Annotated in this window: 26 protein-coding genes; 12 read left to right on the forward strand and 14 right to left on the reverse strand. The window is 67.9% G+C overall.

Going from position 1 to position 21495, the window contains the following annotated elements; all coding sequences use genetic code 11:
- Positions 1-49 precede the first annotated feature (49 nt).
- Positions 50-589: a GNAT family N-acetyltransferase gene (locus NX02_RS13300; RefSeq protein WP_025292690.1), complete on the forward strand. Its 540-nt coding sequence runs from the start codon at positions 50-52 to the stop codon at positions 587-589.
- On the opposite strand, the gene NX02_RS31565 is transcribed toward NX02_RS13300, so the two are convergent.
- From NX02_RS31565 to NX02_RS13315, 4 genes are all read right to left on the reverse strand, one after another.
- Positions 525-827, reverse strand: coding sequence for a hypothetical protein (locus NX02_RS31565; protein WP_211258318.1), 303 nt, complete (start codon positions 825-827; stop codon positions 525-527). The two genes, NX02_RS13300 and NX02_RS31565, sit on opposite strands and share 65 nt — an antisense overlap.
- Positions 824-1330, reverse strand: a complete 507-nt coding sequence (locus NX02_RS13305; protein ID WP_025292691.1) for a class I SAM-dependent methyltransferase — start codon at positions 1328-1330, stop codon at positions 824-826. The genes NX02_RS31565 and NX02_RS13305 overlap by 4 nt, the downstream gene beginning before the upstream one ends.
- A gap of 12 nt (positions 1331-1342) precedes the next feature.
- Positions 1343-1606, reverse strand: a complete 264-nt coding sequence (locus tag NX02_RS13310) for a hypothetical protein (protein ID WP_025292692.1) — start codon at positions 1604-1606, stop codon at positions 1343-1345.
- Positions 1607-1765: 159 nt separating this feature from the next.
- Positions 1766-4885, reverse strand: coding sequence for a glycoside hydrolase family 2 (locus NX02_RS13315; RefSeq protein WP_025292693.1), 3120 nt, complete (start codon positions 4883-4885; stop codon positions 1766-1768).
- Positions 4886-5129: 244 nt separating this feature from the next.
- Here NX02_RS13315 and NX02_RS13320 point away from each other — a divergent pair, with 244 nt between their 5' ends.
- Both NX02_RS13320 and NX02_RS13325 read left to right on the forward strand, forming a co-directional pair.
- The gene (locus NX02_RS13320) at positions 5130-6308 is read left to right on the forward strand and encodes a mechanosensitive ion channel family protein (RefSeq protein ID WP_025292694.1); all 1179 of its coding nucleotides are present in this window, start codon (positions 5130-5132) and stop codon (positions 6306-6308) included.
- A gap of 51 nt (positions 6309-6359) precedes the next feature.
- Positions 6360-7988 (forward strand): alpha-D-glucose phosphate-specific phosphoglucomutase, encoded by a 1629-nt coding sequence (locus NX02_RS13325; RefSeq protein ID WP_025292695.1) that lies wholly within the window; start codon positions 6360-6362, stop codon positions 7986-7988.
- 63 nt (positions 7989-8051) lie between these two features.
- Here NX02_RS13325 and hslU read toward each other — a convergent pair whose 3' ends face one another.
- From hslU to sseA, 4 genes are all read right to left on the reverse strand, one after another.
- Positions 8052-9350 (reverse strand): ATP-dependent protease ATPase subunit HslU, encoded by a 1299-nt coding sequence (gene hslU, locus NX02_RS13330; protein ID WP_025292696.1) that lies wholly within the window; start codon positions 9348-9350, stop codon positions 8052-8054.
- 77 nt (positions 9351-9427) lie between these two features.
- Positions 9428-9979: an ATP-dependent protease subunit HslV gene (gene hslV, locus NX02_RS13335; protein WP_025292697.1), complete on the reverse strand. Its 552-nt coding sequence runs from the start codon at positions 9977-9979 to the stop codon at positions 9428-9430.
- Positions 9980-10062: 83 nt separating this feature from the next.
- On the reverse strand, positions 10063-11253 hold the full coding sequence (gene metC / locus NX02_RS13340) for a cystathionine beta-lyase (protein WP_025292698.1): 1191 nt from the start codon (positions 11251-11253) through the stop codon (positions 10063-10065).
- Entirely contained in the window at positions 11250-12092 is an 843-nt protein-coding gene (gene sseA / locus NX02_RS13345; RefSeq protein ID WP_025292699.1) for a 3-mercaptopyruvate sulfurtransferase, read from the reverse strand. The genes metC and sseA overlap by 4 nt, the downstream gene beginning before the upstream one ends.
- Before the next feature lie 82 nt (positions 12093-12174).
- Between sseA and queF the strand changes: the two genes are divergently transcribed.
- The 5 genes from queF (at position 12175) to NX02_RS13370 (ending at position 15294) form a co-directional block, all read left to right on the forward strand.
- Complete coding sequence (gene queF / locus NX02_RS13350) at positions 12175-12621, forward strand: preQ(1) synthase (protein ID WP_025292700.1); 447 nt, start codon at positions 12175-12177, stop codon at positions 12619-12621.
- 93 nt (positions 12622-12714) lie between these two features.
- A complete protein-coding gene (locus tag NX02_RS13355) occupies positions 12715-12999 on the forward strand; it encodes a YggT family protein (RefSeq protein ID WP_025292701.1) in 285 nt (94 codons plus the stop codon).
- On the forward strand, positions 12996-13877 hold the full coding sequence (gene folD / locus NX02_RS13360) for a bifunctional methylenetetrahydrofolate dehydrogenase/methenyltetrahydrofolate cyclohydrolase FolD (protein ID WP_025292702.1): 882 nt from the start codon (positions 12996-12998) through the stop codon (positions 13875-13877). Before NX02_RS13355 ends, folD begins: the two co-directional genes overlap by 4 nt.
- Positions 13877-14677: a hypothetical protein gene (locus NX02_RS30720; protein ID WP_025292703.1), complete on the forward strand. Its 801-nt coding sequence runs from the start codon at positions 13877-13879 to the stop codon at positions 14675-14677. Before folD ends, NX02_RS30720 begins: the two co-directional genes overlap by 1 nt.
- On the forward strand, positions 14674-15294 hold the full coding sequence (locus NX02_RS13370) for a MarC family protein (protein ID WP_025292704.1): 621 nt from the start codon (positions 14674-14676) through the stop codon (positions 15292-15294). Before NX02_RS30720 ends, NX02_RS13370 begins: the two co-directional genes overlap by 4 nt.
- Before the next feature lie 12 nt (positions 15295-15306).
- On the opposite strand, the gene NX02_RS13375 is transcribed toward NX02_RS13370, so the two are convergent.
- Positions 15307-16074, reverse strand: coding sequence for a phosphodiester glycosidase family protein (locus tag NX02_RS13375; protein WP_039997519.1), 768 nt, complete (start codon positions 16072-16074; stop codon positions 15307-15309).
- Between the two features lie 100 nt (positions 16075-16174).
- Here NX02_RS13375 and NX02_RS13380 point away from each other — a divergent pair, with 100 nt between their 5' ends.
- Entirely contained in the window at positions 16175-16627 is a 453-nt protein-coding gene (locus tag NX02_RS13380; RefSeq protein ID WP_025292706.1) for a YaiI/YqxD family protein, read from the forward strand.
- Positions 16628-16859: 232 nt separating this feature from the next.
- Positions 16860-17132, forward strand: a complete 273-nt coding sequence (locus NX02_RS32445; RefSeq protein WP_158014014.1) for a hypothetical protein — start codon at positions 16860-16862, stop codon at positions 17130-17132.
- 79 nt (positions 17133-17211) lie between these two features.
- Here the strand turns inward: NX02_RS32445 and rpsI are convergent, their stop codons facing one another.
- The 5 genes from rpsI to NX02_RS13400 form a co-directional block, all read right to left on the reverse strand.
- Positions 17212-17751: a 30S ribosomal protein S9 gene (gene rpsI, locus NX02_RS13385; RefSeq protein WP_025292707.1), complete on the reverse strand. Its 540-nt coding sequence runs from the start codon at positions 17749-17751 to the stop codon at positions 17212-17214.
- Positions 17751-18230 (reverse strand): 50S ribosomal protein L13, encoded by a 480-nt coding sequence (gene rplM, locus NX02_RS13390; RefSeq protein WP_039996574.1) that lies wholly within the window; start codon positions 18228-18230, stop codon positions 17751-17753. Before rplM ends, rpsI begins: the two co-directional genes overlap by 1 nt.
- Positions 18231-18345: 115 nt before the next feature.
- Positions 18346-19296: a hypothetical protein gene (locus tag NX02_RS13395; RefSeq protein WP_025292709.1), complete on the reverse strand. Its 951-nt coding sequence runs from the start codon at positions 19294-19296 to the stop codon at positions 18346-18348.
- On the reverse strand, positions 19293-19436 hold the full coding sequence (locus NX02_RS32450) for a divalent-cation tolerance protein CutA (RefSeq protein WP_158014015.1): 144 nt from the start codon (positions 19434-19436) through the stop codon (positions 19293-19295). Before NX02_RS32450 ends, NX02_RS13395 begins: the two co-directional genes overlap by 4 nt.
- A complete protein-coding gene (locus NX02_RS13400; protein ID WP_025292710.1) occupies positions 19433-20470 on the reverse strand; it encodes a COX15/CtaA family protein in 1038 nt (345 codons plus the stop codon). Before NX02_RS13400 ends, NX02_RS32450 begins: the two co-directional genes overlap by 4 nt.
- Positions 20471-20630: 160 nt before the next feature.
- Between NX02_RS13400 and NX02_RS13405 the strand changes: the two genes are divergently transcribed.
- Both NX02_RS13405 and NX02_RS13410 read left to right on the forward strand, forming a co-directional pair.
- Complete coding sequence (locus NX02_RS13405) at positions 20631-20978, forward strand: MerC domain-containing protein (protein ID WP_047100027.1); 348 nt, start codon at positions 20631-20633, stop codon at positions 20976-20978.
- Positions 20979-21015: 37 nt separating this feature from the next.
- Positions 21016-21489, forward strand: a complete 474-nt coding sequence (locus tag NX02_RS13410; protein WP_025292712.1) for a Fur family transcriptional regulator — start codon at positions 21016-21018, stop codon at positions 21487-21489.
- Positions 21490-21495: the final 6 nt, after the last annotated feature.

Consider the following 21495-nt stretch of genomic DNA (forward strand, 5'->3'; position numbering starts at 1 on the left):
CGCGACATCCGCGCGCGACGCCGGGCGTTGATCCCCGCCGAAAGACACAATGCCCGTCCTCACCCATCGCCTCGCCCGCCTCGACGACCTCCCCGACCTGCGGTCGCTGATGCAGCGGGCGATCGAGGGACTGCAGCGTGGCTACCTCACCCCCGCGCAGATCCGCACCAGCCACAAGGTGATGGGGCTCGACACGCAGTTGGTGCACGACCAGAGCTATTTCATCGTCGAGCGCGAGGGGCGGATCGCCGGCTGCGGCGGCTGGAGCTGGCGCGCGACCCTGTTCGGGGGTGACGACAGCGTCGTCGCCCGCGCCCCCGCCGCGCTCGATCCGACAACCGATGCAGCACGCATCCGCGCGATGTACACCGATCCCGCCTTCGTCCGGCAGGGTGTGGGCAGCGCGATCATCGCGCTGTGCGAGGGCGCTGCCCGCGCGCATGGCTTTCGCCGCGCGGAGATGATGGCGACGCTTGCCGGCGTCCCGCTCTACACCGCGCATGGCTATCGGCCGATCGAGCCCTTCACGACCGATCCGATCGACGGCGTGACCGTGCCGCTGATCCGGATGGGGAAGGATCTCGCCTGATCGCGCGGCGCCGCAGCAGCGCGGCGTGAACCACCGCCGCCGTCCGCCCATGGCCGCGCCGCTCTGCGCGGAACATCTGCCCGACGCGCTTGCCGTGGATCATCAACGGCAGGCCGGCGAAGGTCAGCGGGAAGAGGATCGCCATCCAGGGCGTATCGCCCGCGGCGATGCAGGCGCTGCCGGCGATGGCGGAAAGCGCGAAGCCGCCGCAGCGCCAGCCGAGGTCACGGCGCGTCATGCGCACCGCGCGGCGGCATCGTCGCCGATCACCACCCTGCCCGCCCCGGCGAGCGCCGCCGAAACGATCGTCCTGCGCTCGGCGCGGCGGGGCCGGTGCCAGAGCACGATATCGGCGGGAAATTCCGCCTCCTCGAACAGCGCCTGCAGCATGTCGGCCAGCACGAATTCGATCCCGATCGCCGGATCGCGGAGCCCGTCGGCCGCAGCGCGGGCGCGGCTGATCAGCGCGGGGGAGCCATCGACGCCGCGCCCCTCGATCGCGGTGAAACCGAGCGACCGGGCATGACGCACCGCCTCGATCAGCAGGGCGCCGGTGCCGCAATCCGCATCGACGATGCGCACGGCACGCCGCCCCTCCTCACGCAGCGCGGCGAGCGTTGCCGCGATGTGCGGCCAGCGCGGGTCGCTGCCGGCGGTATGGCCGCTTGGCGTGATCGATCGATTGCGCCGCGCACGCACCGCCGGCAACGCCGCGTCCAAAACCTTGTATCTTCCGATCATGGCCGGGGCCCCTCAGGCAGCGCGCCGGTGCGCGCGCTCGTCGGCCGCGAGCGGGCGGAAGGGGATCAGCGGCACCAGCGGCGCCGCAGCGATCTCGATGCTGGCATGATAGATCTGCCGTTCCGCCTCGGCGAAGCTCAGCGCCGCACTGCGCGAGACGAAGCGGCCTTCAAGGCTCTTGCCGCTATCCTGGACGAGCCAATGGCCCGCCTTGTCCTGTCCGACATAGATGATCAGCCCGCGTTGATCGGGCTCCGAATAGAGTTCAGGCGACATGCACCGCACCTTCTACGAACGAGCATCAAGCGCTCGCCCGCAGAATTACGAACCTCGCCATAGCGTTTCGAGATCGATCGGCGCGAACCGCATAATGGCCGCATAGCATTGCCTTCGGCCCGTCGCGTTTGCCGTCGGTTCGTCGACGCGGCGATGCCTTCAGAACTGGATCGTCAACCGCCCCGCATAATCGCCCGCAGCTTCGGCGGGTTCGCCCGCGGGGCCGGTGAGTTCGGCCGCCTGCCCCTTGGCGCCCATCGCCGGGATGGCGTGGAGGAAGCCGAAGTCGCTCGCCGGGAAATCGACCGTGGTCGTCGGGAAGTCGGCCAGCCGCGCGCCGAGCTGGAGATAGGGCGCCCCCTCATTGGCGATGGTCAGCGTGCCGCCATCGGCGCCGAGGCGCACCCAGCGCGGATCGGCGAAATAGCCGGCATGGCTCGCATCGGGCACGCCTGACGGTTCGGCGCCGGCGATGTCGTATACGCCGAGCACCGGCCCGCGCAGCCGGTTCTGCCAGACCGGCGACGGACCCCGGACCAGCGCGCGGGCGGTGCGGATCCCACCTCCGGTCCGATCGAAGCCGATGCCATGGTAGAGGAAGCGGCCGGTGAGCCGATAGCGATAGTCGAGCGTCAGCCGGCCGTCCGCCGCCATCGTCCAGCGCGCACTGTCCAGCCCGCCGGAATGGCGCGCCTCGATCCAGGCGATGGCACGGCCGGTGACGGGATCGCGGCCGGTGCCGCTGCTGATCGCAGGCATGGCGGCCGCCTCGGGCAGCGCGAACCGCTCCCCATCGCCCGCCAGCCTCACCGAGCGGATCGTGGGGGCGGCGCGCACGCCGGCGATGTTGGTGAGCCGCACCGCGCGCAGCATCCGCGGCGCAAAGGCATAGGTCTGGCCGTCGCGCGCCACGCGTGCGCCGTCATAGACCATGTCCCAGTTCTGCAGGTCAGAAGAAACCTCGATACAGAAGCCCGCCCAGCCATCCTGCTCGGCGATGCCGGTGTCGATGCTGGCGAGGTTGGCCAGCATCGGCCGCGGCAGCGTATAGACGCCGCCCTCGCCCGCCTTCGCGTCGATCCAGGCCGGCTCTTCCTTGGGCTTTGGCCGCGCGACGGCCAGTTGCGGGCCGGCGGCGAAGGCGTGCTGCCGGCTGCCGTTGCGGAGCCCGGTGAGCAGGCCGGTGGCGGGATCGAAGGTGGCGCTGACCGGCCCCGCCTGCAGTCGCAGCGCGGCGCCATCCTTGACGATGCGCGGCTCGCCCACGGCCGCTGCCGGCGCGGCCGCCGGCTTCTCCGCGGTCGGCCAGACCCAGCTCCACAGCACCGCCTCGCCGCGCCGCGCGGTGAGACGGAGCGCATCGGCGCGCTTGCCCGCAGCCAATGGCGGCACGCTCAGCGTGCCGCTCGCATGCGGCGCCACCGGCGGCCCCGCCAGGTCGCCCGCGGCAATGATCCCCGGGTTGGTGGTGACGCTGGTGGGCGCGGCGAAATCGATCCACTCGTAGCAAAAGCGCACCTGATCGAGCGCGGTGAAGTCATAATCGTTGCGCACGTCGAGGCGGCCGTCGAAACCGGCACCGAGGCTGGGCGTGACGAGCTGGACGGGGGACCAGATGGCCTTGACGGTGAACCAGCTCGGCTCCTTCTCCATATGCGGCCCGACGATACCGTCGGGCGCATAGGCGGCATAGGTGTCGATCCGCCCGCCCTGGTCGGTCCGGACGATGCCCTCGTCCGCATAATTCCACAGGAAGCCGCCGGCCCCGCGCGGCGAGGCGGCGATCGCGCGCCAATAATCGTCGAGCCCCGATCCGATGCCGCCATCGAACAGGCCGTGGAGGAACTCGGTTGGCATCACCAGCATCGGCCCCGCCAGCCGGCGCTGGAGATCGGGATAGCGCGGATAATGCTTCGTATCGATGCCGCCGAACGCCTCCCACGGGTGCAGCACGCGGCGGCGCTGCGGATCGTAGAGCGCGAAATCGCCGTCCAGATCGCGGTTCCAGCCGCCCTCGTTGCCGTTGGTCCACAACAGGATGCTGGGATGGTTGACGTCCCGCTCGACCAGTTCGCGGATCAGCTTGCGGCCGACCTCGGTATCGTGCGCGTGCTGCCAGCCGCTGAGTTCGTCGATGACATAGAGGCCGAGTTCGTCCGCCGCCTCGAGGAAGGATTCTTCCGGCGAATAATGCGACATGCGCACCGCGTTCATGTTGAGCGCGCGGAGGCTGCGGACGTCGGCATAGGCGTCGGCGCGCGAGATTGCGCGGCCGGTTTCGGGCCGGAAGCTGTGGCGGTTGACGCCCTTCAGCAGGATACGCTGGCCATTGAGGAACAGGCCGATGCCGTCGCGCACCTCGAAGGTGCGAAAGCCGAAGCGGCGGGTGACATGATGTACCGCCGTCTCGCCCTCGAACAGGGTGACGTCGAGGGTGTAGAGGTGCGGCGTTTCGGCGGTCCACAGCGCCGGCCGGTCGACCTGCCCCTGCAGTCGCACCGCGCCGGCGCCGCCGGCGGGGATGATCGTCTCGAACGGCCGCCCGACCGGCTTGCCGTCCGCCCCCAGCACCTGCCCGACGACGCGGGTGACGGTGCGGGGTGCTGCGAGCGCCACATCGGCGCCGACCACGCCGTTCGCCTGCGCGTCGATCGCGACATGGGCGATCGACTGCGCCGGCGCCGCTTCCAGCCAGACCGGGCGGTAGATGCCGCCGAACACCCAATAATCGCCATGCCGCTCGGCAATGTCGGTGTCGCGCGCGGCGGAGGCTTCGCTCACCTCGACCTCCAGCCGGTTCTCCGCGCCGGGCTTCACCAGCGCGGTCACGTCATGGCTGAAGCGATTGAAGCCGCCCTGGTGGATCGGCCCCGCGGGCACGCCGTTCACCTTGACCAGCGCGTCGGTCATCACGCCGTCGAAGACGATCCGGATCGTGCGCCCCTTCCACGCCGCAGGCACCGTGAAGCTGCGGCTGTAGACCGCGCGGTCGCTGGCGCGCGGACCCTTGTCATAGCCATATTGATAATGGCCGAAGCCCTGCTGCTGCCAGTTGGAGGGCACCGGGATCGTGCCCGGCCGCCCGGCTTTCCGTCCGCCGTCGATCACGAAATCCCAGGGCACCGCATCGTCGGGGCCCTGACCCGACAGCATCTGCCGTTCCGTTGCGGGCGCCTCGGCATGGCCGAGCGCGGGCAGCGACACCGCTGCGAAGAGCGCGGCCGCCGGCATCCGGAAGATGCGCGTCTTGCCCAACGGCCGCTGGCGGCATGCCTTCATCCTCATCCCTCTGTCAGCGTGGCGACATTGATCACCATCATGCGGAATATAATTCCATATTATGCCAGTGCTACCGTGCGACAATATACGGGTCCAGCCATTTTTCTCGTGCACGATCAGCCGGAGATTCGCCGATCGCCGCGTCGAGCGCACATCGTATCCGAGTTTCCGGCCCTGCGGGTTGATCCGGATGCGATCCGAAGCGTTGTCCCCCGCTCTTGCCGTATCGAGGAGCATATAGTCGATGTTCACTGCCGCAGTCGTCCCCGCACCAACGGCCCGGGTGGATGCCGCGCGCCAGTTCCAGGCGATGGTGGACGAAAGCGTGGCATGGCTGGGCGACAATTGGCTGCGCATCCTGATCGCCCTTGGCGCCGCCGCGCTCATCGTGCTGCTGCTGCGCGCCGCGCGCGGCTGGAGCGCGCGACTGTGCGACCGGCGGGAAAGCGGCAATGGCTGGCTGCGCATCGCCGGCGCCACGATCGGGCGCACGACCAATTTCTTCATCGTGATGGCCGCGGCGCGGCTCGTCGCCGGCTATGCCGCCCTGCCGCCGCTGCTCGACCGCACGATCGGCTTCCTGTTCACCCTCGCGGCGGCCTTTCAGGCGGCGATCTGGGCACGCGAGTTCATTCTGGGCGCGATCGAGCGCCGCACGCGGTCCGACGCCTATCATGGCGAGGCCTTGCTCAACGCGATGGGGCTGATCCGCCTGCTGATCAGCTGCGTCGTCTTCGCGATCGCGCTGGTGGTCGTGCTCGACAATCTCGGCGTCAACGTCACCGGCCTCGTCGCGGGTCTCGGTGTCGGCGGCATCGCGATCGGCCTCGCCGCGCAGGGCATCTTCGCCGATCTGTTCGCGGCACTGGCGATCATCTTCGATCGCCCCTTCCGCCGCGGCGACAACATCCAGTTCGGCACCAGCAGCGGCACGATCGAGGAGATCGGCCTGAAATCCACCCGCATCCGCGCGTTCAGCGGCGAGGAGCGGATCATCTCCAACAAGTCGCTGCTCGACAAGGAGATTCTCAACACCACGCGGCGCAACCATATCCGGGTCGCGATGCCGATGCTGATTTCCTATCGTACGCCGACCGCGCAACTCGAGAAACTGCCGGCGATGGTCAGCGAGATCGTGACCGAACAGGGCGCGACCGCGGCGCGCTCGGGCTTCGGCGGCCTGCGCGACAGCGCGATCGGTTTCGAACTGGAGGTCGATTTCCCGGGCACCGATTGGGGCGCCGCGCATGCCGGCCGCGACAGGATCGTCGTCGCGCTGCTCCGCCGTTTCGAAGAGGATGGCATAGAGATCGGGCTGCCCGCGCAGACCAGCTACATCGCCGGGCTGCCCGAGGCGCCCGCGGTTGCGCTGCGCACCGCCAAGGGCGCGACCAATGGAAATCTCGCAAAGCATCACGGTTGAACGCGATCGCGGGATGCCGCAGGGAAAAGCGGATCCATGGTGGAGGCAATGTTGGTTCAGATTGTCGAGACGGTAGCGTTTGACGACCAGAAGCCGGGCACGTCGGGCCTGCGCAAGAAAGTCCGCGTGTTCCAGCAGCCGAACTATGCCGAGAATTTCGTGCAGTCGGTGTTCGACTCGCTCGAAGGCTATGCCGGCGATACGCTGGTGGTCGGCGGCGACGGGCGCTTCCTCAACCGCGAGGTGATCCAGGTCGTGCTGCGCATGGCCGCGGCCAACGGCTTCGGCCGCGTGATCGTCGGCCAGGGCGGCATTCTTTCGACCCCGGCGGCGAGCCATGTGATCCGGAAATATGGCGCCTTCGGCGGCCTCGTCCTGTCCGCCAGCCACAATCCCGGCGGGCCGGACGAGGATTTCGGGATCAAATATAATATCGGCAATGGCGGCCCCGCGCCGGAGAGCGTGACCGATGCGATCCATGCGCGCTCGCTGACCATCACCCGCTACAAGACGCTCGAGACGCCCGACATCGATCTCGACGCGATCGGCACGCACGACGTCGCCGGCATGGCGGTGGAAGTGATCGATCCGGTCGCCGACTATGCCGAACTGATGGAGACGCTGTTCGACTTCGCCGCGATCCGCGCGCTGCTCGGCACCGGCTTCACGATCAGCTTCGACGCGATGAGCGCCGTTACCGGCCCCTATGCGACCGAAATCTTCGAGCGCCGGCTGGGCGCGCCCGCCGGCACCGTCGTCAACGGCACCCCCCTGCCCGACTTCGGGCACCATCATCCCGACCCCAACCTCGTCCACGCCAAGGATCTCTACGATCGGCTGATGCAGGCGGACGGTCCCGATTTCGGCGCCGCCTCGGATGGGGACGGCGATCGCAACCTGATCATCGGCAAGCAGCGTTATGTGACGCCGTCGGACTCGCTGGCGGTGCTCGCCGCGAACGCGCATCTGGCGCCGGGCTATGCCTCCGGCCTCGCCGGCATCGCGCGCTCGATGCCGACGAGCGGCGCCGCCGACCGCGTCGCCGCCGCGCTCGGCATCCCGCTCTACGAGACCCCGACCGGCTGGAAATTCTTCGGCAACCTGCTCGATGCCGGCCTCGCGACGATCTGCGGCGAGGAAAGCGCCGGCACCGGATCCAGCCATGTCCGCGAGAAGGACGGGATCTGGGCGGTGCTGCTGTGGCTCAACATCCTCGCGGCGCGGCGGGAATCGGTCGCGGCGATCATGGCGGACCATTGGGCGCGCTACGGCCGCAACTATTACGCCCGGCACGACTATGAGGCGATCGCCACCGACCGGGCCAACGCGCTGATGGCGAAGCTGCGCGACAGTCTGGCGACGCTGGCCGGCACCGAAACGCCTGCGGGCGCGGTGCAGGCTGCCGACGATTTCAGCTATACCGACCCTACCGACGGATCGGTGAGCGCGAAGCAGGGCGTGCGCATCCTGTTCGCCGAAGGCTCGCGCCTCGTCTTCCGCCTGTCGGGCACGGGAACGCAGGGCGCGACGTTGCGGCTCTATATCGAGCGTTACGAGCCGGCGGGTGGCGATCTCGGGCTCGAGCCGGGCGACGCGCTGGCGCCGCTGATCGCTGCGGCGGAGCAGCTAGCATCGATCCGCGAATTCACCGGCATGGACGAGCCCAGCGTCATCACCTGACCGGAAAGAAAGAGGGCCGCCTCCTTTCCGGAAGCGGCCCTTGTTCCTGTTCAGGCCACGCGCTTACAGCACATATTTGCTGAGATCGGTGTTCCGCGCGATCGCGCCGAGTTGCGTTTCGACATAGGAACGGTCCACGACCACCTTCGAACCGCGGCGGTCCTCCGCCTCGAAGCTGACTTCCTCCAGCAATTTTTCCATGACCGTCGCCAGGCGGCGGGCGCCGATATTCTCGACCTCGCCATTCACCTCGGCGGCGATACGCGCGATCGCGGCGATGCCATCGTCGGTGAACTCGACCTCGACGCCCTCGGTGCCGATCAGCGCGCGATACTGCTCGGTCAGCGACGCGCGCGTGTCCTGCAGGATGCGGACGAAGTCGGCTTCGGTCAGCGCCTTCAGCTCGACCCGGATCGGCAGGCGGCCCTGCAGTTCGGGCAGAAGATCGCTGGGCTTGGCGACGTGGAACGCGCCCGAGGCGATGAACAGCACATGGTCCGTCTTCATCGGCCCATATTTGGTCGCCACCGTCGTGCCCTCGATCAGCGGCAGCAGATCGCGCTGCACGCCTTCGCGGCTCACCGAACCGCCGCGCACGTCGCTGACCGCGATCTTGTCGATCTCGTCGAGGAAGACGATGCCGTTCGCCTCGGCGTCGGCAAGCGCGACACGGCTCACCTCATCCTCGTCGAGCCGCTTGTCGGCCTCTTCCTCCACCAGCTTCGCCCAAGCGGCGGAAACCGGCATCTTGCGCCGCTTCGCCTTGCCGCCGGTCAGCTTGCCCATCATGTCCGACAGGTTGATCATGCCGACCTGCCCGCCCATGCCCGGGATCTCGAACGGCGCGCCGCCACTGTCGGAGACCTCGATCTCGATCTCCTTCTCGTCGAGATGACCGTCCTCGAAGCGCTGGCGGAAGGCGGTGCGCGTCGCCTCGCTGGCATCCTTGCCGACGAGCGCGTCGAGCAGGCGCGCCATCGCCGCCTCTTCGGCCTTGTCCTTCACCGCCAGCCGGCGGCGTTCCTTCTCGAGCCGCACCGCTTCCTCGACCAGATCGCGCGCGATCTGCTCCACATCGCGGCCGACATAGCCGACCTCGGTGAACTTGGTGGCTTCGACCTTGACGAACGGCGCATCGGCCAGCCGCGCCAGGCGGCGGCTGATCTCGGTCTTGCCGCAGCCGGTGGGCCCGATCATCAGGATGTTCTTGGGGCTCACCTCGTCGCGCAGTTCGGGCGCCAACTTCTGGCGCCGCCAGCGGTTGCGCATAGCCACAGCGACCGCGCGCTTGGCATCCTGCTGGCCGACAATATGCGCATCGAGCGCAGCGACAATGGCTTTGGGGGTAAGATCGTCGTTCATCTTTTCGTCTTTCTCCCCTTCCGCCTGGCGGAAGGGGCCCGGATGGGGAATGTCGGGAGCCGCCGTGCGGGACGGAATCAGGCCGCGGCGTCGAGGGTTTCGAGCGTGAGCTGGTCGTTGGTGTAGACGCACAGGTCGGCGGCGATCTTCATCGCCTTGCGGCAGATCGTCTCGGCATCGCTTTCATATTCGTTGAGCCCGCGCGCGCCAGCCAGCGCGAAATTGCCGCCCGATCCGATCGCGGCGATGCCCTCGACGGGTTCGAGCACGTCGCCATTGCCGGTAAGGATCAAGGTCACATCCTTGTCGGCGACGATCATCATCGCTTCGAGGTTGCGGAGATATTTGTCCGTCCGCCAGTCCTTGGCGAGTTCGACCGCGGCGCGCAGCAGCTGGCCATGATGCTGCTCCAGCTTGCGCTCCAGCCGCTCGAACAAGGTGAAGGCATCCGCAGTCGCGCCGGCGAAACCGCCGATCACGCTGCCGTCATGCAGCCGTCGAACCTTGCGCGCATTGGGTTTCATCACGGTCTGTCCCATCGAGACCTGACCGTCGCCCACCACCACGACCTTGCCGCCCTTGCGGACCGAGAGGATCGTGGTGCCGTGCCATTTGGGTAATTCGCTCATTGCCGTCCCGCTCGTGGTAGGTGGGGCGCGATATGGGAAGCGTGCCGCCGTCCCGCAATCGCACACCGCGGAGAGACGCGGGCTCAGCCCCGCGCGGTGCGGAACGCGGCGAGCCCGCCGGCGAGATCGGCGATCAGGTCGTCCGCATCCTCCAGCCCGACATGCAGCCGCACCAGTAGCCCCGCGCCCTCCCATTTCGCGGCGGTGCGCACGGGATCGGCGGGCACCGCCAGGCTCTCGAACCCGCCCCAGCTATAGCCGATGCCGAACAGCTCCAGCGCATCGATCAGCGCCGCGCGCTCGGTCTCGTCGCCGCCGTCGAGCTCGAACGCGAACAGCCCCGACGCCCCCTTGAAGTCGCGCACCCACAGTTCGTGGCCCAGGCAGTCGGGCAGCGCGGGGTGAAGCACACGCGTCACCTCGGGCTGCTCCGCCAGCCAGCGCGCGACCTTCAGCCCATTGTCGTGATGCCGCGCCAGCCGCACATCCATCGTGCGCAGCCCGCGCGCGCCGAGATAGGCATCGTCGGGGCTGACGCACTGGCCGAAGCCATAGGTGGTCGCGCGCAGATTTTCCCAACGGTCGGGTGCCGCCGTCACCGAGCCCAGCATCACGTCGCTGTGGCCGACGACATATTTGGTGCAGGCGAGGATGGTGAGGTCGATGCCATGCGCCATCGCCGGGAAGAACAGCGGCGTCGCCCAGGTGTTGTCGAGCAATGTCACCAGCCCGCGCGCTTTCGCCGCGGCGACGATCGCCGGCACATCCTGCACCTCGAAGGTCAGGCTGCCGGGGCTCTCCATGAACACCGCGCGGGTGCGCTCGCCGATCAGTTCGGCGATGCCCGCGCCGATCGTCGGATCATAATAGCGTGTGGTGATGCCGAACGTCTTGAGCTGCCTGGCGCAGAAGGCGCGGGTCGGGCCATAGGTGCTGTCGACCATCAGCAGTTCGTCGCCGGGCGCGAGCACGCTGAGCAGCGCCATCGTCACCGCCGCCACGCCCGACGGGTAGAGCAAGGTGCCGGCAGCGCCGGGCTCGAGCTGCGTCAGCGCGTCCGCCAGCGACCATTGCGTCGGCGTGCCGCGCCGGCCGTAATAGAGGCGGTGGTGGGTATCGTCGCCCACCGCGCCCATCGCGGCCATATCCTCGTAGAGGATCGTCGAGGCGCGCCACACCGGCACATTGACGATCCCCTGCGTCCACTCGCTGCGGCGCCCCGCCCCTACCAGTTGCGTGGGCAGGCGACGCTTCGCATCATTGCCGTCGGTCATGCAGCGCCGGTCGCCTTCGGCGTCGCGGGGTCGGCACCCCATTCGGACCAGCTACCGTCATAAAGGCCGACATCGGTCTTGCCGAGCAGATGCGCGCCGAACAGCACGACCGCGGCGGTGATGCCGCTGCCGCACGTGGTGATCATCGGCTTGTCGAGGTTCACGCCCGCGTCGGTGAAGGCGGCGCGCAGCGCGTCGCCCTGCTTCCAGGTGCCGTCGGCGTTGAACAGCCGGCTGTAGGGCAGGTTCTTGGAGCCCGGGATGTGGCCGGAGGCGACGTCCGCGCGCGTTTCCGGCTCCTCGCCGGTGAAGCGGCTGGAACTGCGAGCGTCGACCACCTCGTTCACCTCATGGCCGAGATTGGCGAGCAGATCCGCCTTGGTGCGCGCCGCCGTCTCGTCCTGCCAGACCGTGAAGTGGCGATGGCGGACCGACGGCTTGCCGCTTTCCAGCGCGCGCCCTTCGGCCTTCCACTTCGGGAGGCCACCATCGAGGATGGCGACATCGTGCGAACCGAAGATCTTGAGCATCCACCAGGCGCGCGCCGCGGTTTTCCAGGGGCTGTTGTCGTAGACGACGATGCGGCTGCCGTCGCCCAGCCCCAGCGCCTGCATGCGGCTGGCGAACTTCTCGGCCGGCGGCAGCATCGAAGGCAGCGGATCGTTGGTATCGCGCAGTTCCGCGAGGTTGAAATAGACCGCGCCCGGAATATGCTCCGCCTCGAATTCGGCGGCGGGATCGCGGCCGGCCTCCGGCAGCACGAGGGTCGCATCGACGATCCTGAGGTCCGGCGCCCCGATCTCTCCGGCAAGCCATTCGGTGGAAACAAGCGCGTCCATCTTCATCTCCCTGCGGCCTTTGTCGCCGATCTAGTCGGTGGCCGAATTGAGGGAAAGGGTCTTAAGTCCTATAGGGGCATTCATGCAGACCACCCATCTCGGGCAGACGTCGATGCTTCCGCACAGCCCGGAAGCCGCGACGCTCGACTATGTCCCCAATCCGCGGCCCGGCCGCCCCTATCTGGTGCGCTTCACCGCACCCGAATTCACCTCGCTGTGCCCGGTCACCGGCCAGCCCGATTTCGCGCATCTCGTGATCGACTATGCCCCGGCTGAAACGATCGTCGAATCGAAGTCGCTCAAGCTGTTCCTCGGCGCGTTCCGCAATCATGCGGCGTTCCACGAGGATTGCACCGTCGGCATCGGCGAGCGGCTGTTCACCGAGATGAAGCCGGTCTGGCTGCGCATCGGCGGCTATTGGTATCCGCGCGGCGGCATTCCGATCGACGTGTTCTGGCAATCGGGCGCGCCGCCGCAGGGGATGTGGCTGCCGCCGCAGGACGTGCCGGGCTATCGCGGCCGGGGCTGATCCCTCGGCCGCCGATCACCATCTTTCGACCAGTGGCGTTGCCGCGGTGCGGCGCAACCGCTATCTCCGCGTCGACACAGACAAGGGACGCAGATGCCGCTCATTCTCGATATTCTCCAGTATCTGATCAACATCGTCTGGTGGATCATCGTCATCCAGGCGATCCTGTCATGGCTGGTCGCCTTCAACGTGATCAACACCAGCAACGACTTCATCCGCCAGTTGCTCTACGCGCTGGATCGGCTGACCGAGCCGCTCTACCGCCCGATCCGGCGGATCTTGCCGGATCTGGGCGCGCTCGACCTGTCGCCGCTGGTCGTGCTGATCATTCTTGCGATCCTCAGCATGGCGATCAACCGCGCCTACTTCATGCTATGACGTCGACGGCGTCGATCATCGACGGCAAGGCCTTCGCGCTCGGGCTGCGCGCGCGCATCGCCGAACTGACCGCGGATTTCGCAGCGGAAGCAGGCCGCGCGCCCGGCCTTGCGGTGGTGCTGGTCGGCGAGGATCCGGCGAGCGCGGTCTATGTGCGGTCCAAGCACAAGGCCTGCGTGGAAGCAGGGATGGCGAGCTTCGAGCATCGCCTTCCGGCAGACACGTCGCAGGTCGAACTTCTCGCGCTCGTCGGCACGCTCAATGCCGACGATGCGGTGGACGGCATCCTCGTACAGCTGCCCCTGCCCGCGCAGATCGACGAGAACCGGATCATCGCCGCGATCGATCCCGACAAGGATGTCGATGGCTTCCACCCGGTCAATGCCGGCCGGCTGGCGACGGGGCTCGACGGCTTCGTACCCTGCACGCCGCTGGGCTGCCTGATGCTGCTCAAGAACCGGCTCGGCAGCCTTTCCGGGCTGGACGCGGTGGTGATCGGCCGCTCCAACATCGTCGGCAAGCCGATGGCGGCGCTGCTGACGAAGGAAAGCTGCACCGTCACCGTCGCGCACAGCCGCACGCGTGACCTGCCCGCGGTCGTTCGCCGCGCCGATATCGTCGTCGCCGCGGTCGGCCGCGCCGACATGGTGAAGGGCGACTGGATCAAGCCGGGTGCCACCGTGATCGACGTCGGCATCAACCGCGTCGATGGCAAGCTGGTCGGCGATGTCGACTTCGCGAGCGTTGCCAGGGTCGCGGGTGCGATCACCCCGGTGCCCGGCGGTGTCGGCCCGATGACGATCGCCGTGCTGCTACGCAACACGCTGGTCGCGGCGCACCGCAATGCCGGCGTGGCGCTCGCCCCCGACGCGATCTGATGCTGCCGCTGCTCCTGCTCGCCGCCGACACCCAAGCGCTGGCGCCTGGCGCCAAGGCCGCGGTGGATGGCGCGGTGAAGGCGGAGCGGACATTCGCCGCGGATGCGCAGCAGGGCGGGCAATGGCCCGCATTCCGCACGACCGCCGCACCCAGGGCCGTGGTGTTCACGCCGCAGGCGACGCCGGTGGAAGACGCGTTCAAAAAGCCGCCCGAACCGGCGATCCCGGTGATGTGGTGGCCGGCGACGGTGTTCCCGGCGTGCGATGGCGCGTTGGCGGTCAACACCGGCCCGTGGGTGCTTGCCGCCTCCGCCACCACCGGCACCTTCACCACCGTGTGGACGAAGCAGTCGAACGGCCGCTGGCGCTGGCAGCTCGATCATGGCCGCGACACGCCGCACATGGTCCCCGCCGGCAAGGAACCGCAGGTCCGCGCGCCCGCCTGCGCCGGTGCCGACGCCGCGACCGCGCCGGAGCGCAACGCCGCCTTCCAGGGCACGATGGCGCGGCTCGCGGAGGTTGCCGAAAGCGGCATCACCTCTTCGATGCTCGATGGTCTCGTCGCCGAGGATCTGCTGCTCCAGCGCGACGATGCGATGCCGGCGACGGGCGTCAAGGCATTGCCCGCCGCCACCTATGGCGCGCGCATCGGCTTCGGCAACGACTCGCTGTGGACATTGGTCTGGGAAAGCTATGCGACCTCGACCGGCGGGCATGACCTGCGCGTGTGGCAGTGGCGCGGGCCCGATCTGGGCTGGCGCCTCGCGCTCTACGAGCTCGCCGAGCCGCCACGGCCATGATCGAGCTCTTCGTCTCCACCTTCGTCACCTTCTTCGTCGTCATCGATCCGCCGGGCTGCGCCCCGATCTTCGCGGGACTGACGTCGGGAACGTCGGCCGCGCATCGCCGCGGCATGGCGATCCGCGCGGTGCTCTATGCATCGGGTATCCTGCTCGTCTTTGCGCTGTTCGGAGAGAATTTCCTGCGCGCGCTAGGCGTCAGCCTCGATGCGTTCCGCATCGCCGGCGGCATCATGCTGTTCCTGATCGCGCTCGACATGGTGTTCGAGAAGCGCACCGAGCGCCGCGAGGAACGCGCCGCCAAGGTGAAGGAAACGGCGGAGGCGGAAGATATCTCGGTGTTCCCGATGGCGATCCCGATGATCGCGGGCCCGGGTTCGATCGCCTCCGCGATGCTGCTGATCGGCAAGAGCGAAGGCTGGGTGGAAGGTGCGGTCGTGCTCGCCGCGCTTGGCTCGATCCTGTTGCTGACACTGGTTGCGCTGCTCGCATCCGGCCCGATGATGCGGCTGCTGGGGCACAAGCTGGAAGCGATGATCACGCGGCTGCTCGGGGTCATCCTTGCGGCGCTGGCAGCGCAATTCGTGATCGACGGCATCAGGGAAAGCTTCGCCTGATCCTGCGCGCCGTCAGCCGCCCGCGTCGAGCACGACCACCATCGGCCCCAGGGGCGCCCCGCGATCCTCGCGACCGGCAGCGGGGTCCCAAAGCCTCGAGATCGAGCCGTCGAGATAGAGCGCGTCGCGGCAGCCCAGTTCATCGCGGAACAGGCGCGCGAAACGACCGAACGACACGCGCTCTTCGCTGATCGCGAAGATCGCATTGCCCTCCTCATCGATACCGACGCCATTGCGGATATGCTTCGATGTCCCATCGGGTGCGAAAGCCGGATGCAAGCGGCCCTCGATCACCAGCATCGGGCCGGACTGGGTGGCGAAGTCAATGCGCCTCGGCCGGTGCGCGGCGAAGGCGTCGGTCGCGGCAACATGCCACCCACCCGCGTCCCCGTAGAAAACGCCATTGGGCTTCAGGTGAAAATTACCGCTGCCGTCGCGCCGGCTGAGCGCCGCCTGCTCCACACCCGCCTCGACATGGAGCCCGATCGGTCGCCCGCCCAAGTCGTACATGCCGGCATTCATCGCGAACGCCACGCGCCGGGCATCCGTGCCGAGATAGACCTTCAACGTCGAGAACTGCCGCAACGGCCGCCCGCCGGCGTCGAGATCCGCGAGGCGAATGCGATGATCGCCGGAGCGGGCGGTGCAGATGGTGAAGCGGCTGCCCTCGAACGCGAGCGGCCGGCATGCCGGCGCCACCGCACCCGTCGGCCGAGGGAGCGAGTCCCCGGCATTGAGCAGGGTGACGGCAAAAGCGGTGAGCGTGAGGCGAGCGAGCATGGCGCGCACCCTAGTGGCGCCGGCGCGGAACGCGAAAGGCGCTTTGATGGAGATGCTGTGCAGACTTGGCGCGCGGCCATTTTCGCGCGAGGGAGCGACGATGCTCCAGATACTCGTCGATGCCGATGCCTGCCCCGTCAAGGAAGAGATCTACAAGGTCGCCTTCCGTCATGCGCTGCCCGTCGCGGTGGTCAGCAACAGCGCGATGCGCGTGCCGGTGCATGACCTGATCCAGCGCGTGGTGGTGAGCGACGGCTTCGACGCCGCCGACGACTGGATCGCAGAACGCGCGGGCCCGCAGACGATCTGCATCACCGCCGACATCCTCCTCGCCGACCGCTGCCTGAAGGCCGGCGCCGCCGTGCTCGCCCCCAACGGCAAGCCCTTCACCGACAATTCGATCGGCGCCGCCATCGCCACCCGCGCGATCATGGCCGATCTGCGCGCCGGCGGCGACGCGATCGGCGGGCCCCCGCCCTTCTCGAAAACGGATCGGTCACGCTTTCTGTCGGCGCTGGACGAGGCGATCGTGAAGCTGAAGCGGGGGCGATGACGCTGCGGCCTTGAGTCAGATGAACCCGTTTGCCCTGCGTAACGGCTGAGCAAAGCCGAAGACGCGTATCGAAGGGCTTGCTCCGAGCTAGCGCTGACCGCTCCGCCGCCTTCGTCGATCACCCCTATGTCAACCATGCCGAACTTCTCTATGATGAGAATGGCTTGCCGCAAGCTGGCGATGGGCCGCCGGCAACGGCAGCAAGGCACAAGCCCGTGTCAAGGAATCGCGCGTGATTGCGCTGCTTCTCGCGCTTCAACTGGCTGGCCAACCATCCGAACCAGCCATCGCTGATCTGACCCAGCGTCAGTTGGACGAAATCTCCACCGAATGTGGCACGCCAAAACGGTGGCTAAGAGAAGGTCCTTCGGTTCGCTTTCGCCCTTCGCCTTCCGCCAAATATGCGCAGATCGACTGCATCCTGATAAGGCTGAAGCGCGACGGTTACGCTGGTCCGGTTGGCATCATCGGCAATGAAACATCGGATCGCGATCAACCGAGATGATCGACCGGAGACATAGGCGGCAAAAGAAAAGGGGCCGGAAAACCGGCCCCTTCCCTTGATCGTTCCGTTCGGAAGCGGATCAGCGCTTCGAGAACTGGAAGCTGCGACGCGCCTTGGCGCGGCCATACTTCTTGCGCTCGACCGCGCGGCTGTCGCGGGTCAGGAAGCCGGCGGCCTTCACCGGGCTGCGCAGCACCGGCTCGAACTTCGTCAGCGCCTGCGCGATGCCGTGCTTGACCGCACCGGCCTGCCCCGAAAGGCCACCGCCCTTGACGGTGCAGATCACGTCATACTGACCCGCGCGCTCGGCAACGTCGAACGGCTGGTTGATGACGAGACGCAGCGTCGGACGCGCGAAATAGATTTCCTGATCGCGGCCGTTGACCGTGATCTTGCCGGTGCCCGGCTTCAGCCACACGCGGGCGACGGCGTCCTTACGACGGCCGGTGGCGTAGGAACGGCCATAGGCGTCGACGTCGCGCTCGCGCAGCGGCGTGGTCGGCAGAACCGGAGCCTGCGGCGCCTCGCCCTCGGCTTCGGGAGCATCGACGACGGCCTGGGTGCCGATCGCCGTGGTGAGGTCCTTCAGGTCGGACAGCGACTGACGGTTATCGGACATTATGCGCCCACCTTGTTCTTGCGGTTCATCGACGCGACATCGAGCACCTCGGGGCTCTGCCCCTCGTGCGGATGCTCGGTGCCGGCATAGACGCGCAGGTTGCGCATCTGCTGGCGGCCCAGCGGACCACGCGGGATCATGCGCTCGACGGCCTTCTCGATAACGCGCTCCGGAAAGCGGCCTTCGAGCACCTTGCCGGCGGTCACGCCCTTGATGCCGCCGGCATAGCCGGTGTGCCTGTAGTAGATCTTGTCCTGCAGCTTCTTGCCCGTGAAACGGATCTTGTCCGCGTTGATCACGATGACATTGTCACCGCAGTCGACGTGCGGGGTGAAGCTCGGCTTGTGCTTGCCGCGCAGGATGTTGGCGATGATGGTTGCCACACGGCCGACCACCAGGCCATCGGCATCGATCAGATGCCACTTCTTCTCCACCTCGGCCGGCTTCGCCGGCTTGGTGGTCTTCATCAGCGCCTTCATGGGGCCAGACCTCTTGAAAATGACTGCGCCGCCCGTTCTCAGGGCGGCGTTGGTGGGGCGCTAATGACGAGTCGACCCCGAAAAGTCAAGCAAACTGCGGCTTTCCCGACGGGTATCAGGATACCCAGTCGCCGAACCGGCGTCTTTCCTCCACCACCTGCTCTCCCTTGGCGGAGCGGATCCGCTTTATCGACTGCGATGCGGTGATGAGGCCCCAGTGGCGCGAGACGGTATAGTCGACGGTCTCGTCGAAGGAGAGCGTGCCCATCGCCGCGAGTTCGCGCTCCAGCTTGGTGCGCTCGGCCGTGTCCGACGCGGCGGAAAGCTGGCGCGCCAGATCGGCAATGCGGCGGTCCAGTTCGGGTCCGCCCGAACGCGTGGTGCTGCGATAACGCGCACTGTCCGCATCGACGTCGATCCAGCCCGAGGCGATGTCGACCGGGATGGTGCCGCCGAACGGCGTCGGCGTCTCGCGCGTTTCGCTGGTCTGCACCGACGCGCCCGCCTGCCGGCCGGCGAAGGCAAGCAGCCGTTCCGGATCCTCGCGCAGCATCCGTTCGCGCGCCGGGAGCGGCAGTGCGATCAGCGCATCGAACACGCGGCGGACCAGCACCTGCCCGTCCGGCGATTTGCTTCTGGCCAGTTGCGCGTCGCGGATCGCCGGCAGCCGGCTCCAAACCGCATCGCTGTTTTCCACCGACACCACCTTGCCCGTGCGATCGATGCGGAAGCCGATCTCGATATCGGCGAGCAGCGCGGTCGACAGGCGGAAATTATCGCCGCGCCCGCCCGCCGCATCGGTGAACGCCTCGATCGCGCGGGAGGTCATGCGATAGCCACCATCGCCCGCAGGCACGAACTGCACCTCGCGGACGATCGTGTACCGCTCCTTCCCCGCCTCGCCATCGCGGATCTGCGTGGTTTCGTAGCGCAGCTTTCGTCCCGTCGGCGGCGCGAACGGCAGCATGACGGTTGCCGCGGTGCCGGCCGGCGCCTGCGCCTGCGCCTGCGCGGCAGCCGGCGTCACCATCGACAGCAGCAGCGCCGCGATCGGCCATCCCCTCACGCCGTCACCCCATCGTGCCAGGCGCTCGACGCCATCATGTTGACGCAGCCCGCCAGCCCGTCCTCCACCACCGGCTGCCCGATCCGCTCCGCCTCTTCGGCGTCGGCGAACAGCGCATAGCCGCAGGCGAGCGCGCTCATCGCCGCGATCCCAGCCGGTGTGCCGCCGCGGCCGCGGCAGCAACCAGCAACGCCCCGACCGCCTGGTGGGCGACGGCAACGTCGATCAGCACGCCGGTCAACAAGGTGGCGATACCAAGTGCGATCTGGGTGACGATGAGAAGGCCGAGCAGCAGCGCCACCCCGCCCCGCGCACGCCACGCGAGCAGTGCCAGCATCCCGGCCGCAACCCAGGCAAACCAGCGATGCGCGAACTGCACCACGATCGGATTGTCGATGAGGTTGCGCCACGCCGGCTCGATCATCGGCGTCGCCGCCGGGAACCATTCCTCGCCCATCTTCGGCCAGCTCGAAAAGGCGAAGCCGGCATTGAGACCGGCGGTGAAGGCGCCGAGCAGCAGCTGCACGAACAGCAGCGCCAGCACCGCCAGCGCGAAGCCGGTCAGCCGCGCCGGCCGTGCGCGATAGTCGCGGTGAAGCGCGCGCAGGTCGAGCGCGGTCCACACCAGCCCGCCCAGAATGAACAGCGCGGTCAGCAGGTGGACGGCGAGCCGGACATGGCTGACGTCGGTGCGGTTGACGAGGCCCGACGCGACCATCCACCAGCCGATCGTCCCCTGCAGCCCGCCGAGCAGCAGCAGCGCCACCAGCCGCGGGCCATAGCCCGCCGGGATCGCGCGCTTCATCCAGAACCACAACAGCGGCAGCGCGAAGGCCAGTCCGATCAGCCGGCCGAGCAGGCGGTGGATATATTCCCAGAAGAAGATGAACTTGAAATCGGCAAGGCTCATGCCGCGGTTGATCTGCTGATATTCCGGCGTCGCCTGATAGGCGCGGAACGCCGCTTCCCATTGCTCATGCGTCAGCGGCGGGATCGCGCCCGTCACCGGTTTCCATTCGACGATCGACAGCCCCGACTCCGTCAGCCGGGTGATGCCGCCGACGACGACCATCGCGAAGACGAGCAGGGCAACGAGCAACAGCCAGCGCGACAGCGCCAGCGGACGAGGCCGCGCCGCGCGGGCGGCACCGGAAGCGGCAAACGGAAGAGCCATCGCCGGCCTATGCGCCGCGCAGCCGGCCGAAACAAGCGAGGCGTGAGCGCCGCGCCGCGCAGATCCGCGCCAAATGTTATGTTGTCACGTCGCCATCTTCGTGGCACAGCGGCTGCCGACAAGAGGAGTCGTCGTGAGTAGCCTGCTGGTGCGTGAGGGGATGCTGGATCGGCTGGCCATCGGCCTGTCGGGCATTTGCCTCGTCCACTGCATCGCCACCTCGCTGATCCTCGCCCTCGCCGCGTCCGCCGGCGGGCTGTTGTTCGATCCGCTGGTGCATGAGATCGGTCTCGGCGTCGCCATCCTGCTCGGCGCACTGGCGCTTGGCCGCGGGGCGATGATGCATGGCCAGATGCTGCCGGTCGCGATCGGTTCGCTGGGCCTCGGCGTCATGATGGGCGCGATGAGCCTGCCCCACGACGGCAGCGAGTCGCTGTTCACCATCGTCGGCGTCGCGCTCCTCGCCTACGGCCATCATCTGAACGGCCGCGCGGCCGCGCTCGCCTGAACTTGCCGCGGGGCCACCATGGCCCTAGATTCAGGTCATGGCCGATCATCATCATGCGCTCCACGAGGGCGAGTCGCTGACCACTGCCGCGCAAGGCGCCCTCGAACGCGCCGGCGAGCAATGGACGACGATGCGCGCGAGCGTCTTCGAGGCGCTGGCGGGCTTCGAACGCCCCGCCTCCGCCTATGACATCGCCGAGGCGGTTTCGAAGGCGGAAGGGCGCCGCGTCGCGGCCAACAGCGTCTATCGCATCTTGGACCTGTTCGTGACCGCGAACCTCGCGCATCGCGTGGAGAGCGCCAACGCCTATATCGCCAACGCGCATCCGGCCTGCCGCCACGATTGCATCTTCCTGGTGTGCGATGTCTGCGGCCAGACCACGCACATCGATGACGATCATCTGTCTGACGCGGTGCGCGGCGCTGCGCGCGGCGCGGGATTCGTGCCGGAACGCCCGGTTATCGAAGTGCGCGGGCGGTGCGCGGCGTGCATGGAAAAGCAGGCGGCCTGATCGCTC

It is taken from the genome of Sphingomonas sanxanigenens DSM 19645 = NX02 (assembly GCF_000512205.2).
In the GTDB taxonomy this organism is placed as follows: domain Bacteria; phylum Pseudomonadota; class Alphaproteobacteria; order Sphingomonadales; family Sphingomonadaceae; genus Sphingomonas_D; species Sphingomonas_D sanxanigenens.

Bases quoted from the DNA above. Each gene is read 5' to 3' on its own strand.
- NX02_RS13300 (WP_025292690.1), top strand. From the start codon at position 50: ATGCCCGTCCTCACCCATCGCCTCGCCCGCCTCGACGACCTCCCCGAC.
- NX02_RS31565 (WP_211258318.1), bottom strand. From the start codon at position 827: ATGACGCGCCGTGACCTCGGCTGGCGCTGCGGCGGCTTCGCGCTTTCC.
- NX02_RS13305 (WP_025292691.1), bottom strand. From the start codon at position 1,330: ATGATCGGAAGATACAAGGTTTTGGACGCGGCGTTGCCGGCGGTGCGT.
- NX02_RS13310 (WP_025292692.1), bottom strand. From the start codon at position 1,606: ATGTCGCCTGAACTCTATTCGGAGCCCGATCAACGCGGGCTGATCATC.
- NX02_RS13315 (WP_025292693.1), bottom strand. From the start codon at position 4,885: ATGAAGGCATGCCGCCAGCGGCCGTTGGGCAAGACGCGCATCTTCCGG.
- NX02_RS13320 (WP_025292694.1), top strand. From the start codon at position 5,130: ATGTTCACTGCCGCAGTCGTCCCCGCACCAACGGCCCGGGTGGATGCC.
- hslU (WP_025292696.1), bottom strand. From the start codon at position 9,350: ATGAACGACGATCTTACCCCCAAAGCCATTGTCGCTGCGCTCGATGCG.
- hslV (WP_025292697.1), bottom strand. From the start codon at position 9,979: ATGAGCGAATTACCCAAATGGCACGGCACCACGATCCTCTCGGTCCGC.
- metC (WP_025292698.1), bottom strand. From the start codon at position 11,253: ATGACCGACGGCAATGATGCGAAGCGTCGCCTGCCCACGCAACTGGTA.
- sseA (WP_025292699.1), bottom strand. From the start codon at position 12,092: ATGGACGCGCTTGTTTCCACCGAATGGCTTGCCGGAGAGATCGGGGCG.
- queF (WP_025292700.1), top strand. From the start codon at position 12,175: ATGCAGACCACCCATCTCGGGCAGACGTCGATGCTTCCGCACAGCCCG.
- NX02_RS13355 (WP_025292701.1), top strand. From the start codon at position 12,715: ATGCCGCTCATTCTCGATATTCTCCAGTATCTGATCAACATCGTCTGG.
- folD (WP_025292702.1), top strand. From the start codon at position 12,996: ATGACGTCGACGGCGTCGATCATCGACGGCAAGGCCTTCGCGCTCGGG.
- NX02_RS30720 (WP_025292703.1), top strand. From the start codon at position 13,877: ATGCTGCCGCTGCTCCTGCTCGCCGCCGACACCCAAGCGCTGGCGCCT.
- NX02_RS13370 (WP_025292704.1), top strand. From the start codon at position 14,674: ATGATCGAGCTCTTCGTCTCCACCTTCGTCACCTTCTTCGTCGTCATC.
- NX02_RS13375 (WP_039997519.1), bottom strand. From the start codon at position 16,074: ATGCTCGCTCGCCTCACGCTCACCGCTTTTGCCGTCACCCTGCTCAAT.
- NX02_RS13380 (WP_025292706.1), top strand. From the start codon at position 16,175: ATGCTCCAGATACTCGTCGATGCCGATGCCTGCCCCGTCAAGGAAGAG.
- rpsI (WP_025292707.1), bottom strand. From the start codon at position 17,751: ATGTCCGATAACCGTCAGTCGCTGTCCGACCTGAAGGACCTCACCACG.
- rplM (WP_039996574.1), bottom strand. From the start codon at position 18,230: ATGAAGGCGCTGATGAAGACCACCAAGCCGGCGAAGCCGGCCGAGGTG.
- NX02_RS32450 (WP_158014015.1), bottom strand. From the start codon at position 19,436: ATGAGCGCGCTCGCCTGCGGCTATGCGCTGTTCGCCGACGCCGAAGAG.
- NX02_RS13400 (WP_025292710.1), bottom strand. From the start codon at position 20,470: ATGGCTCTTCCGTTTGCCGCTTCCGGTGCCGCCCGCGCGGCGCGGCCT.
- NX02_RS13405 (WP_047100027.1), top strand. From the start codon at position 20,631: ATGCTGGATCGGCTGGCCATCGGCCTGTCGGGCATTTGCCTCGTCCAC.
- NX02_RS13410 (WP_025292712.1), top strand. From the start codon at position 21,016: ATGGCCGATCATCATCATGCGCTCCACGAGGGCGAGTCGCTGACCACT.